The sequence below is a fragment of the Bacillus sp. 522_BSPC genome, from assembly GCF_001076885.1.
Lineage (GTDB): Bacteria > Bacillota > Bacilli > Bacillales > Cytobacillaceae > Niallia > Niallia hominis.
In genome coordinates this window covers 1-15,264 of record NZ_JVDT01000136.1, presented here as the reverse complement: position 1 = coordinate 15,264, position 15,264 = coordinate 1, and the positions used below count along the sequence as shown (strand labels likewise).

The following is a 15,264-nucleotide window of genomic DNA, read 5'->3' as shown; positions in this document are numbered from 1 at the left end:
CTTTATATCGGACTATTTATCTATTCTTAAAGTAAGTTTATTCAATTTTCTCCAATTAGAAACTATCTTTGCTCGCTAACAATATCCTCTTTTTTAATCCATCTAGCCAACAATTACTATACCTAATACAGTTATATTAAAAAAGACTGTTCCTAAAGGCAACAATCAAGCAGCTTTTTCCATTGGTTTCACCATTTACGGAATATCTGCTTTCGTTAGCCTTCTTGAACAGCCTAGCCTACCATTCTTCTTTTACGCGTGCATGGATTACTAATCCAATAATAGTTAAAATAATTAACGAGCCTAGCGCCATCCTGCTCGCTATATTTCCTAAATCAGCAAATATGAGTGTAATCGTACCATATACAAATGGACCGATAATGGAAGATACCTTACCAGAAAAGGCAAATAGTCCAAAGAACTGGCCTCTCTTCTCTTCTGGAGTAATATCAACAATATATGTTCTTGTCGTTACCCACATACTCCCTAGAGCAACTCCAAAAAGACTCCCAGCAATCCAAAATGCCCCTTGATTCCAAGCAAATGTTGCAATAATCAAAGCGATAACTAATAATATCCCTACATATCGTACAGCTCGATATGCTCCAACTTTTTTTGCAATATATCCAAAGATAAAGGATCCAATGATGCTTGCAATAGTTGACACAAGATATAGAATAATGAATTTACCTGAACTTATTTCAATAACTGTATTTGCATAATCTGCCATCATAGCAATTGTAGTTGCTAAGGCATCATTAAGAAAAAAATAGGCAAGCATAAAAGTAAAAATCTTTCGATAATTCCTCATCTGCTTAAAGGTTTCCACTATTTCACCATAGCCTGAGAAAATAGATTGCTTTTGGACATTTTCTTTTGGTTTGTCTTTAATGAAAAAAAATAATGGCAAGGATAAGAGCAAAAAGAGAATCCCAGTTGGTATAAATGATTGATTAAAAGCCCCGTCATCTATAAATAAATAAACAGATAATCCAATAAGTGTTCCGATATAACCTACTGCGACACCAAATCCGGAAATTAACGGGATTTGTTCCTTGCTACCTAAATCAGAAATCATTGAATCATAAAATACTAAGCTAGAATGATACGTAAATTTCGATAGTACAAAAAAAAGAACCACGAAACCTAAGGACAATGGTATTCCAAGTATCGTTTGTGAAAACTCAATAGACGAAAAGATCCCCATTGCAATTGTTCCTAGCACTGTTAATAGTGTCAGGATTACAATATATTTCTTCTTTTTTCCTGTTCTGTCCATAATTACTCCAAATAACGGTGTAAAGATAACTAATAAAATGCTTGCAAGGGCATTTGCATACGAAATAAACGTGGATGCTATTTGTTGCTGTACCTCACCTGAACCAATCATTCCCTTTAAATAGAAGGGGAAAAAGACTGTATTAATATTAGACGAAAAAATGGTATTAGCAGCATCATATAATGCCCAAGAAAGAATGGGCAAGGAAAAATACAACGCCCATCCTTTTTTTTCCATTTGAACTTTATTTGTTACTGACTCCATCCATCAAGCTCTCCTCTCCAAAAAGCAAGTATGACATTTTATTTACTGTTCGTTGTCCCCGATAGGAAATAAAACGCATTATTTTCTCACCACAAGAGAACCAACAATTAAATCATGTAATGCTTGTTTTTTCTCTGTAAAAGCAGCCAAAATAAAACCAATCAAAAGGATTCCCGATAAAAGACTTGATACTACATATCTTCCTAGGCTTCTCCAAAAAGATAATCTATTCCCATTTTTATCTGTTACCTTTAACCCTAAAAGTTTTTTCCCAATTGTCGCTTGCCATTTTGATGAATGAAGTAGCGAATAATAAAAAAGACTAATAAGCAAACATATACCCATTGTTCCAAAAAATGCGGTCATCATCGGTCCTATTATCGATAACATTTCTGCATCAGATAATGTGTCTACACTTGCTGGATCCATTAATAGCTCTTCCGGGATTTCCATTGAATTTACAAACAAAGCAAAAATGACATTTGAAAGAATTAATAAGGGAATCCCGATAATAATACTATCGATTACCCATGCTCCAAAGCGAATCCAAAATCCTGCATATTCAGGTTGTTCGTTTTTTTCTATATGTATTGTTGTTACCATTTAATTTCCCCCTCCTATTCTTATGATAAATGGAATTTATTATCTAAACAACCTTTTTTATGTAATAGGTGAAAGGTTTACAATTTTTATACAATTAATGAATTCCTTTGTTTCCTTCCTTCTTTAAATATTCATAAAATGTTTATATTTTTTTTACTATTTCGTGAAAAGTATAACAAAGACCTAGACGATTTAGTGCAATTGGAATAATCTAAAAGTGTAAGCAAGTGAAGGAGAGAATGAAAAGATAATTGCTAAAATATATTTAAAGAGAGGACGAGTACACAATGAAGGGTACTGCAATTCTTTTTCATGAAGACTTATCTGTAACTTTTTTAGAAAATATTGACTTAGAAGCATGGAAAAAACACGAAGAAACTGTACAAATAACGGAAAAATTAGAGAATCATGAGCAATTATTCCTAATGGAAGAAGACGTTGATTGGGATTATGGTTACTAATTCACGATAAATAGATAGAGCTGTGATTGATTTTTTTGTCACTGCTCTTTTTTATTTTGTCTATGGTTTTCAATAATCTCCGCTTTTGATATCATAATAGAATACATTATGATGGGAGACTTAATATGGAACATTTAATCAATAAAAAAGTTAAAAATATTGAGATTTCTGGCATTAGGAAGTTCTCTAATATGGTCGCTGGAAAGGAAGGGATGATTTCTTTAACGATTGGTCAGCCAGATTTTCCGACACCTCTTCATATTAAAGAAGCTGCTAAAACGTCTATTGACGAAAATTTCACTTCCTACACACATAATGCTGGGGAGCTAGAATTACGGAAAGCAGCATCACAGTTCGTACATAATAAATATAATCTTTCTTATGATCCTTCTAATGAAGTGCTTGTTACAGTTGGAGCTAGTGAAGCAATAGATGTTACCTTTCGAACCATTCTCGATAAAGGAGTCGAAGTAATACTCCCTGGTCCTGTATATCCTGGATATGAGCCAATTATCCGTTTATGTGATGCTATTCCAGTATATGCAGACATTCGTGATACCTCCTTTCGTTTTACAGCTGACGTAATAAAAAAATACATCACAGAAAAAACTAGATGTATTGTCTTGCCATACCCATCCAATCCTACAGGAGTCAGCTTATCGAAAGAAGAATTAATGGAAATTGCTGCTCTTATTAAGGGTAAAGACATCTTTATTTTAGCAGATGAAATATATAGTGAATTACTCTATGATCAAAAGCATGTATCTATTGCTGAGTTTCTCCGTGAACAAACCATTGTCATTAACGGACTATCTAAATCCCATAGTATGACCGGCTGGAGAATTGGACTATTATTTGCACCAGCATATCTTAGTCAGCAAATTATTAAAGTACATCAATATAATGTAACTTGCGCCTCCTCTGTCTCTCAGAGAGCTGCACTAGAGGCGTTAACAGTTGGTATAAATGATGCCGAGCCAATGAGAGATGACTATCGAATGCGAAGAGAATATGTATATAATCGCTTAACTTCTATCGGATTGGACGTAGTAATGCCAGATGGTGCTTTTTACTTTTTCATAAAAGTACCGACAACAAAGTTGAATTCCTTTGACTTTTGTCTCGATTTAGTTGATAAAGTAAATTTAGCGGTTGTTCCTGGCAGTGCTTTTTCTGCATTAGGAGAAGGATATTTCCGGATTTCATTTGCCTATTCAATGGAAACATTAGAAGAAGCATGTAATCGATTAGAGAAATATATGACAACGTATATGAATTAGAAGCAAAGAGCTTCCACAGATGTGGAAGCTCTTTATTATCAATCCCAATATTTAAATAAAGCTTGTGTGCCGCTTTCTTCTTCTCCTTTAGCAGATAAATGGCTATATAATGTTTCTGCAAGAGATAGACCAGGTGTTTCCATATTCATTTCTTCTGCTTCTTTAAGAGCAATCCGCATGTCTTTAATAAAATGCTTTATATAGAAACCTGGTTCAAAATCGCCTTTTATCATTCTTGGCGCAAGATTACTTAAAGAGAAGCTTCCTGCTGCACCAGTTGATATGCTTTCTAGAACTTTCTCTGGATCTAATCCTGCCTTCTTTGCATAAACAATTGCTTCTGAAACGCCAATCATGGTAGAGGCTATAGCAATTTGATTACACATTTTTGTATGCTGACCAGAGCCTGCAGGTCCTTGATAAACGATATTTGTGCCTAATATCTCAAAGATGGACTGAAGTTCTTTATACACCTCTTCGTCCCCACCAACCATAATAGATAATTTTGCATCTCTTGCTCCTACATCTCCACCGCTAACTGGCGCATCCACAGCATAAATATTTTTCTTTTTTGCTTCTTCATATATTTTCTTCGCAAGGCTAGGAGTAGATGTTGTCATATCGATTAAATAGGTATTTTCACTTGCATTGTTAACTAATCCATTCTCCCCCAAATAGACTTCTTCTACATCTTTTGGATAACCAATAATCGTAATAATTACATTCGCCTTTAAAGCCATCTCGTATGGACTGTCTACCCATTCTGCACCTTCTTCTACAAGGTCGCTTGCTTTTTCTTTCGTGCGATTATGTACAATAACAGGATAACCTGCCTGTAATAAATGTCTTGCCATACTTTTCCCCATTACTCCTGTACCGATAAAGCCAATGGTAGTAGTTTCTTTTGCCAACATGCTATTCCTCTCCTTTATACAATGTTCCAATTTTATTTAAACATTGTTTTTCTTTATAGTAACATGAAAACATTTATAAATGTCTAAATTCTCTTCTAAAGTCGTACTCACAATGACTGAAAAACTACCCATTATACAAATCTTTACACCGATTTTATATAAAGGGTAGTTTTTTTCAACTTATTTACGTAATATCCTCACTATAAGGACTTTCATTATTTCCATTGCAATTACAGCAGCGATTGCTAAGCCAGTTGCTATTAACCATTCATTCATGCCAAACGAAGCTGGAATAGCAAAGACTTCTCTAGCGAATGGCAAGATAGTAATCAAATATAACAAGAAGCATATTCCAACAGCACCTAATACATATTTATTGGAAAATAACCCAACACCAAAAATCGTTTGTGTACTAGATCTTGCAGCAAAAGTCTGCAAAGAACGTGAAAGAATTAAGGTGGTGAAAGCCATAGCGACTCCTAATTCATCCGAATGTTGTAATCCAATATAATGGGAGATAATAACTGCTATACCAATTAATACTCCTCTTACAACGACTGCTCGAAGTGTTCCGCCGGCAAAGATTCCCTCATTAACATCCCTTGGTTTGCGCTTCATTACGCCTGGCTCTGATTTTTCCATGCCAAGGGCAATCGCTGGTAAGGAATCATTCACTAAATTAATAAATAACAGCTGTAATGCTGTAAAAGGATTAGCCCAACCTGCTATTACCGCAAATAATATAGCAATAATTGCTCCAAAATTCCCTGCAAATAAATAACCAATTGATTTTTTTATATTATCAAAAACAGTTCTTCCTACACCAACAGCATTAACAATTGATACAAAATTATCATCTGTTAAGATCATATCTGCTGAATCTTTGGCCACATCGGTTCCACTTCCCATTGCAATACCGATATCAGCCTGTTTTAAAGCTGGCGCATCATTGACACCATCTCCTGTCATAGCAACAATTCGATTTTTCTTTTGCCACGCTCGAACAATTCGAATTTTATTCTCAGGAGACACACGAGCATAAACAGATATATCCTCCAATTTATGGTCTAATTCTGCTTCCGATAAAGCATCTAACTCTTGACCAGTTAAGGCAATATCGTTCTCTTCCATTAAACCGATTTTGCGACCAATTGCCTGGGCAGTTGTTTTATGATCCCCAGTAATCATCACAGTACGTATACCTGCATTCTTTGTTTGTTCAATTGATCCATATACTGCCTCTCGGGGAGGATCCATCATGGCACTTAACCCTACTAGGATAATATCTGCTTCCTCTTCTTCCGTAATCGTCATTTTATCTTTCGGCATGATTTTATATCCATATGCTAGTACTCGTAATGCTTGACGGGAGAAATCTTCATTTGCTTCCTGAAATTTGTTTAACCATTCATTTGTAAAAGGTTCTTCTTTTTCATTGACTAGCACTTTCGTAGCCCGACTGAACATTACATCTGGGCCACCCTTTATAAGCATAAGCCGTTGATTATCAATCGTATGGACGGTAGACATTAACTTTCGATCTGAATCAAACGGTAGTTCTGCTTCTCTTGGATATCTTAAACGAATTTCTTCATAGCTTCTTTTTCCATCATTATAGAAATTAATCAAAGCAACTTCCGTTGGATCTCCTACTTCCCTATTTTCTTTATTAATATAAGAATCATTACATAAAACCGCTATATTTAAGAGTAATCTTTCTGATTGATTCCAATGGGCGGGATCTTCTGGGAGATGCTCTCTTTCTCCTTCTGGAATGAAGTAATCTGTTACGGTCATTTTATTTTGTGTCAATGTCCCTGTCTTATCTGTGCAAATCACACTTGTAGAACCCAATGTTTCTACTGCAGGCAATTTACGAATTATAGCACTTTGTTTAGCCATTTTATTTGTTCCAACAGACAGAACAATCGTAACAATGGAGGATAGAGCCTCCGGAATAGCGGCCACCGCCACTGCAACTGCAAATAATAATGCATTCAAAATAGACGTGGTGACATCTACCGTTTCATCTCCCAACCATATTCTTAATGCTTGGATGGCAAAAATAAGAATAGATAAAAGAAGAATTCCTACTCCTAATTTCTTACTAAATTCTGCAAGCTTCTGTTGTAATGGTGTCTGTTTTTCTTCAGCAGTATTTAGCATATCTGCAATTTTACCTATTTCCGTTTTTTCTCCAGTACCTGTTACTACAAAAGTACCTCGTCCATAAACAACCAGCGAACTACTATAGACCATATTAATACGGTCACCAAGCGCAGATTCTTCTAATATAACCTTATCTTGTTTCTCAATCGCTTCTGATTCCCCTGTTAACATCCCCTCATTCACTTTTAAGGAACCACTTTCTACAATTCGTCCATCAGCTGGAACATAGTCACCAGCTTCTAGGAAAACAATATCACCTGGAACTAGCTCACGGGCTGGAATTGTACTATTCGTGTTATCTCGTCTCACCTTAGCCTCTGGTGCACTCATATTTCGCAAGGCATCTAATGAACTTTCTGCTTTTTTTGTTTGAATAACACTAATAACCGAGTTAAGCAATAGTACTAAAAATATGATTAAGGATTCGACAAATTTACCCATTATCAATTGGATAATGATTACTACTAATAACACAATAACCATCGGATCTTTAAACGTTTCTAAAAAGAGCTTCCATGTTGGCACTTTTTCTTTATCTTGGAGCTCATTATATCCTTCTTTTTCCAAAAGTGACTTTACTTTGTCTGATGATAAACCTTGTGCAGATGACTGTAACTCTTTTAATACGACGTCTTTTTCCTTTTGATAAAAATCCATGTGACTTTATTCAACTCCTTATTGTTCTGTCCTGACTTTTTTTGCACTTAACATAAACGAAAAAGCAATTCTTTGTACATATGTATAATAAAAAATCCTTTTTTAAACCACTTCCCATTATTTATTCTCCATAAACCTGTCCAATAATATGGAAAAACTATTTTCGTAAAGTTTGTTATACGATAACAGCTAAAAGTACTTTACATCCTTGCGAGAAAATAGAGCCTACTCGGTATAACTCAGTGGCCACTGAAAAAGTGAATTACCTGGTGAATGGTAGTTACCAAACCATTCTAACTTAGTGTAGGTTTTTGTTTTCCGAGGCTTATTATTCACTTTCAAATAAATAAAACCTCATTTTATTTGGAAAACTAGACTTTTTCAGTGCCCTGATAACTCATGAGTGAGGGCATTTACCTCAAACCACTCGGACCCTTTAAAAATAGTCGAGTTGATTTCCCACCTATTTTCCTTACTCATTATAGTCATAGAGTTTAAGAATGAATATACGAATATTTTACCTCTATCCTTTGCTTTTCATGTATGAATCTTTATAACCACATAAAAAACTGACTAGAATCATCTAGTCAGTTCAAATAAGGGGAAAATGAGAATAGCGTTAAGCTAACTTGTAAAAGAGCTTATGCTATTTTTATTTATACCCACTATTTTTAAGGATAAACCTATTTTATTCAGAAAGTTTTGCTGCAGCTTTAACTGCTTCCATAACTTCTTCTGTTGTAGACATTTGTAATGCTTTTTCTGCTAATTCTTCCATTTCCTTTTTAGAAAGGTTTAGAATTTGTGATCTTGCTTTTAAGATAGATGTAGCACTCATAGAGAATTCATCTAGGCCTAATCCTAATAATAAAGGAATTGCTGTTTCATCTCCTGCCATCTCTCCACACATACCTGCCCATTTACCTTCTTTATGCGCTGCATCGATAACCATTTTAACAAGACGTAAAATAGAAGGATTGTATGGTTGGTAAAGATAAGAAACACGCTCATTCATACGGTCAGCAGCCATTGTGTATTGGATTAAGTCATTTGTACCAATACTGAAGAAGTCAACTTCTTTAGCAAATTGATCTGCAAGAACTGCAGTAGAAGGAATTTCAACCATGATACCTAATTCAATTTTTTCTGCTACTTGAACGCCTTCACTTGTTAAGTTAGCTTTTTCTTCTTCTAAAAGAGCTTTTGCTTGGCGGAACTCATTTAATGTAGCAATCATTGGGAACATGATCTTTAGATTTCCATATGAGCTTGCACGTAATAATGCTCTTAATTGCGTACGGAAAATATCTTGCTCCTCTAGACATAAACGAATTGCACGGAAACCTAAGAACGGGTTCATTTCTTTTGGTAAATCTAAATATGGAAGCTCTTTATCTCCACCAATATCTAATGTGCGAACTACAACTGGCTTCCCTTTCATTCCTTCAAGGACAGCTTTGTAAGATTCAAACTGTTCATCTTCTGTAGGGAGCTGATCTCTACCCATGTAAAGGAATTCAGTACGGTATAAACCAACTGCTTCCCCACCGTTATTAATAACACCTTCTAAATCATTTGGTGTACCAATATTTGCTGCAAGCTCTACATGAACACCATCAGAGCTAACTGTTTGTTCATTCACAAGTTTTGCCCATTCTGCTTTTTGTTGTTCATATTGTTCTGCAGTCTTTTTATAGCTTTCTACCATTTCAGGTGTTGGATTAATATGGATTTCTCCTTTTAATCCATCAACAATTACTAAATCGCCATTATTAATTTCATCTGTAGCCTTTTTAGTACCGACAACAGCAGGAATTTCTAAAGAGCGAGCCATGATTGCTGAATGAGAAGTTCTACCGCCAATATCAGTTGTGAATCCTTTAACAAATTGACGGTTAAGCTGTGCTGTATCAGATGGTGTTAAATCTTCTGCAACAACAACTACTTCTTCAGAAATCATACTTGGATTTGCCAAATGTACGCCTAAAAGATGAGACATTACACGCTTTGTCACGTCACGAATATCTGCAGCTCTTTCTTGCATATATTCATTATCCATTGATTCAAACATTGTAATAAACATATCTGTTGTTTCTTTTAATGCGTATTCAGCATTCACTAGGTCTGTTTTAATTTTATCTTCAATAGGTGCAATTAATTCTGGATCACTTAATACTAATAAATGCGCTTCAAAAATCGCAGCTTTATCCGCCCCAAGCTCTTTATTAGCTTTTTCACGAATAGCTTCTAATTCTGATTTTGCTTTCGTTAAAGCATCTTGAAAACGAGAAATTTCATTTTCAGCATTTTCTACACTAGTCTTTTCAAATGAAAGATCTGGTTCAACTAAACGATAAGCTTTTGCAATGGCTATTCCACTAGATGCAGCAATTCCTTGTAAAAAACTCATTATTCTGCTAAACCTTCTTTATTTAACGTTTCTTGTAATCCATTAATAGCTTCTTGCTCGTCATTACCTTCTGCGATAATTTTAATTTCAGCACCTTGAGCAATTCCTAATGACATAACACCCATAATCGATTTAAGATTTACTTTTTTCTCTTTGTATTCTAATTGAATATCTGAATCAAATTTGCTAGCTGCTTGTACTAAAAGCGTTGCTGGTCTAGCATGAATTCCTGTATCTGCAATAACTTTAAATTGTTTTTCTACCATAATAAAATCATTCTCCTTTATCGATTAAGTTATAAGATGTAACCATATAGATAAACTTTTCAAACTTAAACAACCTTAATATAAATTAACAATTGTTTATCATTAATAATATATAATTTTTATATTACAATTGTAAACCGAAAGCTATGTATTTTGTCGAAAAATATCGCTGTCTATGCACACAAACTTTCTTCACAACCATTTATAGCATCTTCTAAAAAGATGAGAACATATAATGACCTGTTCAAAATAGGCAGGCAATTTAAGTTTTTGAAAAAGACATCTCAAATGAAAGAATAGCATTTCTTTCTTATCTAGACAATCAAAATTTATTAAACGACAAAAATTTGTTCACTTTATGGCGAAAATTAGCATTTTTTATTTGATAAACCTAGCCTTGGTGTGAAGTTACTTCCTGTTTAGTAAAATCCCCTAATTATCAACTTTTATACAATTAAAAATGGTGACTGTCCACTTAAAAAGATAATTATAATTAAAAGCGGACATATTATGAAAACAGCTTAAAATGGTGACAAAGCTCTGTAACAAATCCTTCAAACATTTGTATAGAAAACATTTATTAGTCGAAAAATATATTGCAATATCTCGTTAAACAAGCTTTAATATTATTGAACTTTCAAGTATGTATAGTTTAACTAATAAAATTAACCGTTTCAGTGGTATGCGTCATTTATCCACTGATTGTTAGTTGGAACGATTCAGCTTTGTACAGACAGTTGATTCCCCTCTTTTTCCCTCGAATTCCATAAGCTTACGGTTAAGTCTTATAAAGTTTGAAAAGTGGGATAAATGCTGAAGTTTTTTCCTTTGAAAATATAAAGCGGGCGTATTCGTCAAGTTCACGCGATTTAACATGATAAATATAATTTTTTATTGGAGAAAAAAATAAAGGGAGGGAGAATATGAGATACAAACGTAATGAAGCTTTTCGTTACCAATTGAATGATTCTCTTGACGCTATATTTACACTAAAGGTTGAGGAAGACACACTTTCTAGTAAAGGGCATGCTCTTATCTATAATATAAGTCCCAATGGATTAAGATTTAGGACAGAATATAACTTACCTGTTGATGATTCGCGCTTATTATTACAACTTCAGTTCATTTTAAATGGAAACGAGATAATTATGCCTGGCCATATAACCTGGAAGAAAAAAATCGGGAGTCTATTTGAATATGGTTTTGAAGGAACGGAAGATAATGACGCAAAACAGAAGATAATCAACGGCTTAAAAGAACTTTCTCGAATGGATAATAAAGATACGCTTTAAAAGAGTAGGTATTTATTACACACATCTGAATATTCTTCCACTCACTCGACCACTCCAATATTTGCAGTGGTCTCCTTTTTTCCTGTAGTGGTACTTTCCGTCCTTGCTAATCTCCTCAACAAGTTAATCTATATTTTTTACTCCCCATAAAAGGTAAACATTTCACCAGTTTAAAATCATTTAAATAAACTCATTTTCTATGTTAATTTGGATAGAAAGGAATAAAAAGATTTCCATCAGTGGAGTTGCCTTAAAACTCCACCGATGAATAATTAGCAAACAGTTTTTCAGTGTCCGTCGTTTAAAGTGGATCTAAAGCTAAGTGCCCTATTTTTCAACTTCTTGGCTCGTCCATATATTTATATGTAACATCTCCGCCAATTTCTGCAATTCCTTTAAAATGCTTAAAGTCTTCTCTCTTTACCAATTCTGATCGAAAAGTGAGAAATTCCTCTTTTTTAACTCGATAACTTTCTATTTCTTTATTCTTTAACTGCTCTAATATTTCTTCTGCCAATTCCTTATTCATACCACTCACCAATTACCCTTTCTATCTTTTTTTCAGTCCATATTTTAATTTATTGTAATATTTTAAGCAAAGAATTCTACACTTTTCCTTTTTTAATATTATTTTTTGATATTATTATGGATATTTTTCTTAATTATGTTATAATATCATCTAATATTAGGATAGTGTAACCATTAGTGATAGTCAAAAATAGGATAATGAAGTCCAAAATTACTTCCTTCACTTTCTTTTATATTAAAAATACATAATTTTTCGATAAACAGCATTTCCCTTTATTTCATCATGCTAGGTAGAACTTACCTTCAAGTTGCAACGAAAAAAGACTATTTCAAAAAAGTAAATAATACACATTTTATTTGCAGTTTCATAGTATATATTTATTAAGATTACTATATTGCTATTTTTTACGAATAAGTTCTAATAGTGCAAACTATAATCAGAATTTATATAAAATTTGGAATGATAAGGAGAGATTTGAGTGAAAAGAGCTGAGGTTGGAAATATAATTGAATTTAGAGGGTTACAAGGAATTGTTGAAAAAGTAAATGAAAATTCAGTTATTGTAGACTTAACTTATATGAATAATTATCGTGATTTAGAATTAGAGCAAAGAACAGTTGTTAACCACAAAAACTATCGTATCATTAAATAATGGTCAAAAAAGAAGTCTATATAGGGATTGCCTCCTTTTATTGACTTCTTTTTTGTATGCGCTTTATATATTACATATAATAAGGAAGAAACTATTCTTCCGCCAATTCTTTTTTTGTTTTTACTTTCCCATGAGGCTTTTGTTTCTGCTTACGAACAGCCCATTCTCTTTCTTTTTCTCTATGTGCTTTTGACATCTTCTTCACCTCCATCCTTCGTTATATAATAAACATTATCACCTTTTTTATCCCTATTAATAGCTACAAACTTATCCCATTTTCCAAGTGAATTTCCGCTCCAATATTCCATGCGCTTAAAAGAAATATTTGGTTGACCACATGAAAAAAAACTGTTAACATCACATTATATTTCTTAAATAAATTACATGCTATGAATGTTATGGATCAAACTATAACAGGAGCAGCTTCTGGAGAGACCGTTTGGATTCCCAAACGGCACCGAAGGATTCACAATCTCAGGTAAAAGGACAGAAGAACAACCAATGCATATTTATAATCATGTCCTGGTTCTTCTTATCCTTTGAAACAGATTGGTGTATCCAATCTGTTTTTTTCATACATTCATTAAATCGTTTTATTTGAGAAGCAAACAAAATTGTGAGGTATGAGGTGAAATAATGGTTCAACAACGTCGAGCAGTCGTAAGTGTCATTGGAAAAGATCAAATTGGGATTATCAGTAAGGTAACAACAATCCTTTCTAATAATCACATTAATATCCTAGATATCAGTCAAACTATCCTACAAGATTTCTTTACAATGATGATGTTAGTAGATATTACCGATAAAGAGAACTTGGATAACTTAACAAAACAATTTGATGAATTAAGCGAGCAACTTCATTTAAAAATTAATATCCAATTAGAAGAAATTTTTCAATCCATGCACCGTGTTTAAGAAAAGAGGGTCAGAAAATGAAAATTGCATTGAATGAAATGATGGAAACCATTAATATGGTACAGATGGAAAACCTTGATATTCGTACTGTTACGATGGGAATCAGCCTTTATGATTGTGCTGATTCAGATTTTCAAAAGTTAAATGAGTCTGTCTATAAAAAAATTACAAAGTATGCAAGCAAATTAACGGAAGTAGCAAATGCTGTTGAAAAGGAATATGGAATTCCCATTATTAATAAGCGTATTTCTATCACTCCAATTGCAGAAATTCTAGGAAATAGTACAGTAGAACAAGCAGTAACCCTAGCAAAAACATTAGATAAAGCCGCAAAAGATTTAAATGTAGATTTTATAGGTGGATATTCTGCCCTTGTACATAAGGGGATTACTAAAGGTGATCAAACATTATTAGCTGCCCTTCCAGAGGCACTTTCTGTGACAGAACGCGTTTGTGCCTCCGTATCTGTTGCTACGACTAGAACCGGTATTAATATGGATGCAGTAAAACAAATGGGTGAAATAATTAAAAAAGCTGCTGAAAATACAAAAGATCAAAATGGTCTAGCATGTGCTAAGCTAGTGGTTTTCTGTAATCCTGTTGAAGATAACCCATTTATGGCTGGAGCCTTCCATGGAGCAGGTGAAGGAGAAGTTGTAATCAATGTTGGTGTTAGTGGACCTGGCGTTGTATTAAGTGCATTGAAGAAATATCCTGAAGCTGATTTAGGAGAAGTCTCAGAAATCATCAAAAAAACAACTTTTAAAATAACTCGAGCTGGGGAATTAATTGGACGAGTAGTTGCGGAACGTTTAGATGTACCATTTGGAATTATGGATTTATCCCTTGCACCGACTAATGCTATTAATGATAGTGTTGCAGAAATATTAGAAGAGATTGGTTTGGAACGTGTCGGAACACATGGGACCATTGCAGCATTAGCTTTAATGAACGACGCAGTTAAAAAAGGTGGAGCAATGGCAAGTAGTTATGTTGGTGGATTAAGTGGCGCCTTCATTCCAGTAAGTGAGGATAATGGAATGATTAAAGGAATTTTAGATGACAGCTTAACCCTTTCTAAACTGGAAGCAATGACTTGTGTATGCTCTGTTGGACTTGATATGATTGCCCTGACTGGAGATGTTACAGCAGCTACGTTATCAGCAATCATTGCCGATGAAGCAGCTATTGGAATGATTAATAAAAAAACAACAGCTGTCCGTGTCATTCCTGTCCCTGGAAAGAAAGAGGGAGAAATCGTAGAATTCGGCGGTCTTTTAGGTCGAGCACCTGTAATGGGAGTTAATCCATTTAGTTCAGCTAAACTCATTGACCGAGGCGGACGTATACCATCTCCCCTACAAGCATTAATTAACTAATAGTATCTTTACATGACAAATACATGAGGCTGGGACATAAGCATTTCATTCAACAATAAACACGAACTATTATGTAATTAATTTGCATGAAAATTCGTGTTTATTGTTTTGAAAAAGGTTTAAAAAACGAAGTGTAATGGAGCGGATGATGCTCGACTCCTGCGGGAAATAGAGGAAAGGCTGAGACCCCGCAG

General features: G+C 34.2%; 14 protein-coding genes and 1 riboswitch. Of the genes, 6 read left to right on the top strand and 8 right to left on the bottom strand.

The window, feature by feature from the left end:
* Positions 1-238: 238 nt before the first annotated feature.
* Positions 239-1,543 (bottom strand): MFS transporter, encoded by a 1,305-nt coding sequence (locus tag ADJ83_RS10580; protein WP_031534170.1) that lies wholly within the window; start codon positions 1,541-1,543, stop codon positions 239-241.
* 78 nt (positions 1,544-1,621) lie between these two features.
* On the bottom strand, positions 1,622-2,146 hold the full coding sequence (locus ADJ83_RS10575) for an RDD family protein (RefSeq protein WP_031534169.1): 525 nt from the start codon (positions 2,144-2,146) through the stop codon (positions 1,622-1,624).
* A 287-nt stretch (positions 2,147-2,433) separates the two neighbouring features.
* Between ADJ83_RS10575 and ADJ83_RS25580 the strand changes: the two genes are divergently transcribed.
* Entirely contained in the window at positions 2,434-2,607 is a 174-nt protein-coding gene (locus ADJ83_RS25580) for a hypothetical protein (protein WP_155986730.1), read from the top strand.
* A 125-nt stretch (positions 2,608-2,732) separates the two neighbouring features.
* Positions 2,733-3,887, top strand: a complete 1,155-nt coding sequence (locus ADJ83_RS10570) for an aminotransferase A (RefSeq protein WP_031534168.1) — start codon at positions 2,733-2,735, stop codon at positions 3,885-3,887.
* Positions 3,888-3,925: 38 nt separating this feature from the next.
* Here the strand turns inward: ADJ83_RS10570 and ADJ83_RS10565 are convergent, their stop codons facing one another.
* The 4 genes from ADJ83_RS10565 to ADJ83_RS10550 all read right to left on the bottom strand — a co-directional run bounded on the left by ADJ83_RS10565 (position 3,926) and on the right by ADJ83_RS10550 (position 10,303).
* Positions 3,926-4,801 carry an NAD(P)-dependent oxidoreductase gene (locus ADJ83_RS10565; RefSeq protein WP_031534167.1) on the bottom strand — a complete coding sequence of 292 codons (876 nt, stop codon included), beginning with the start codon at positions 4,799-4,801 and terminating at the stop codon, positions 3,926-3,928.
* A gap of 180 nt (positions 4,802-4,981) precedes the next feature.
* Positions 4,982-7,627, bottom strand: coding sequence for a cation-translocating P-type ATPase (locus ADJ83_RS10560; RefSeq protein ID WP_031534165.1), 2,646 nt, complete (start codon positions 7,625-7,627; stop codon positions 4,982-4,984).
* Between the two features lie 688 nt (positions 7,628-8,315).
* Positions 8,316-10,037, bottom strand: a complete 1,722-nt coding sequence (ptsP, locus tag ADJ83_RS10555) for a phosphoenolpyruvate--protein phosphotransferase (protein WP_031534163.1) — start codon at positions 10,035-10,037, stop codon at positions 8,316-8,318.
* Positions 10,037-10,303 carry a phosphocarrier protein HPr gene (locus tag ADJ83_RS10550; protein ID WP_031534161.1) on the bottom strand — a complete coding sequence of 89 codons (267 nt, stop codon included), beginning with the start codon at positions 10,301-10,303 and terminating at the stop codon, positions 10,037-10,039. The genes ptsP and ADJ83_RS10550 overlap by 1 nt, the downstream gene beginning before the upstream one ends.
* Positions 10,304-11,226: 923 nt before the next feature.
* On the opposite strand from ADJ83_RS10550, the gene ADJ83_RS10545 reads away from it, so the two are divergent.
* Positions 11,227-11,595 (top strand): PilZ domain-containing protein, encoded by a 369-nt coding sequence (locus ADJ83_RS10545; RefSeq protein WP_031534159.1) that lies wholly within the window; start codon positions 11,227-11,229, stop codon positions 11,593-11,595.
* A 334-nt stretch (positions 11,596-11,929) separates the two neighbouring features.
* Here ADJ83_RS10545 and ADJ83_RS10540 read toward each other — a convergent pair whose 3' ends face one another.
* A complete protein-coding gene (locus tag ADJ83_RS10540; protein ID WP_031534157.1) occupies positions 11,930-12,124 on the bottom strand; it encodes a hypothetical protein in 195 nt (64 codons plus the stop codon).
* Positions 12,125-12,602: 478 nt separating this feature from the next.
* On the opposite strand from ADJ83_RS10540, the gene ADJ83_RS24560 reads away from it, so the two are divergent.
* Positions 12,603-12,776 carry a YkvS family protein gene (locus tag ADJ83_RS24560; RefSeq protein WP_065429081.1) on the top strand — a complete coding sequence of 58 codons (174 nt, stop codon included), beginning with the start codon at positions 12,603-12,605 and terminating at the stop codon, positions 12,774-12,776.
* A gap of 91 nt (positions 12,777-12,867) precedes the next feature.
* Here the strand turns inward: ADJ83_RS24560 and ADJ83_RS26200 are convergent, their stop codons facing one another.
* On the bottom strand, positions 12,868-12,972 hold the full coding sequence (locus tag ADJ83_RS26200) for a DUF6254 family protein (RefSeq protein ID WP_231512488.1): 105 nt from the start codon (positions 12,970-12,972) through the stop codon (positions 12,868-12,870).
* 220 nt (positions 12,973-13,192) lie between these two features.
* Positions 13,193-13,276, top strand: a riboswitch (glycine riboswitch).
* 136 nt (positions 13,277-13,412) lie between these two features.
* Between ADJ83_RS26200 and ADJ83_RS10535 the strand changes: the two genes are divergently transcribed.
* Positions 13,413-13,691: an ACT domain-containing protein gene (locus ADJ83_RS10535; RefSeq protein ID WP_031534154.1), complete on the top strand. Its 279-nt coding sequence runs from the start codon at positions 13,413-13,415 to the stop codon at positions 13,689-13,691.
* A 17-nt stretch (positions 13,692-13,708) separates the two neighbouring features.
* The gene (locus ADJ83_RS10530; protein WP_031534153.1) at positions 13,709-15,070 is read left to right on the top strand and encodes a PFL family protein; all 1,362 of its coding nucleotides are present in this window, start codon (positions 13,709-13,711) and stop codon (positions 15,068-15,070) included.
* The last annotated feature ends 194 nt before the right edge of the window (positions 15,071-15,264 follow it).

Excerpts from the sequence above, each read along its gene's own strand:
- ADJ83_RS10575 (WP_031534169.1), bottom strand. The coding sequence starts at position 2,146 with ATGGTAACAACAATACATATAGAAAAAAACGAACAACCTGAATATGCA.
- ADJ83_RS10580 (WP_031534170.1), bottom strand. The coding sequence starts at position 1,543 with ATGGAGTCAGTAACAAATAAAGTTCAAATGGAAAAAAAAGGATGGGCG.
- ptsP (WP_031534163.1), bottom strand. The coding sequence starts at position 10,037 with ATGAGTTTTTTACAAGGAATTGCTGCATCTAGTGGAATAGCCATTGCA.
- ADJ83_RS10550 (WP_031534161.1), bottom strand. The coding sequence starts at position 10,303 with ATGGTAGAAAAACAATTTAAAGTTATTGCAGATACAGGAATTCATGCT.
- ADJ83_RS10570 (WP_031534168.1), top strand. The coding sequence starts at position 2,733 with ATGGAACATTTAATCAATAAAAAAGTTAAAAATATTGAGATTTCTGGC.
- ADJ83_RS10545 (WP_031534159.1), top strand. The coding sequence starts at position 11,227 with ATGAGATACAAACGTAATGAAGCTTTTCGTTACCAATTGAATGATTCT.
- ADJ83_RS10565 (WP_031534167.1), bottom strand. The coding sequence starts at position 4,801 with ATGTTGGCAAAAGAAACTACTACCATTGGCTTTATCGGTACAGGAGTA.
- ADJ83_RS10535 (WP_031534154.1), top strand. The coding sequence starts at position 13,413 with ATGGTTCAACAACGTCGAGCAGTCGTAAGTGTCATTGGAAAAGATCAA.
- ADJ83_RS10530 (WP_031534153.1), top strand. The coding sequence starts at position 13,709 with ATGAAAATTGCATTGAATGAAATGATGGAAACCATTAATATGGTACAG.
- ADJ83_RS10540 (WP_031534157.1), bottom strand. The coding sequence starts at position 12,124 with ATGAATAAGGAATTGGCAGAAGAAATATTAGAGCAGTTAAAGAATAAA.
- ADJ83_RS26200 (WP_231512488.1), bottom strand. The coding sequence starts at position 12,972 with ATGTCAAAAGCACATAGAGAAAAAGAAAGAGAATGGGCTGTTCGTAAG.
- ADJ83_RS10560 (WP_031534165.1), bottom strand. The coding sequence starts at position 7,627 with ATGGATTTTTATCAAAAGGAAAAAGACGTCGTATTAAAAGAGTTACAG.
- ADJ83_RS25580 (WP_155986730.1), top strand. The coding sequence starts at position 2,434 with ATGAAGGGTACTGCAATTCTTTTTCATGAAGACTTATCTGTAACTTTT.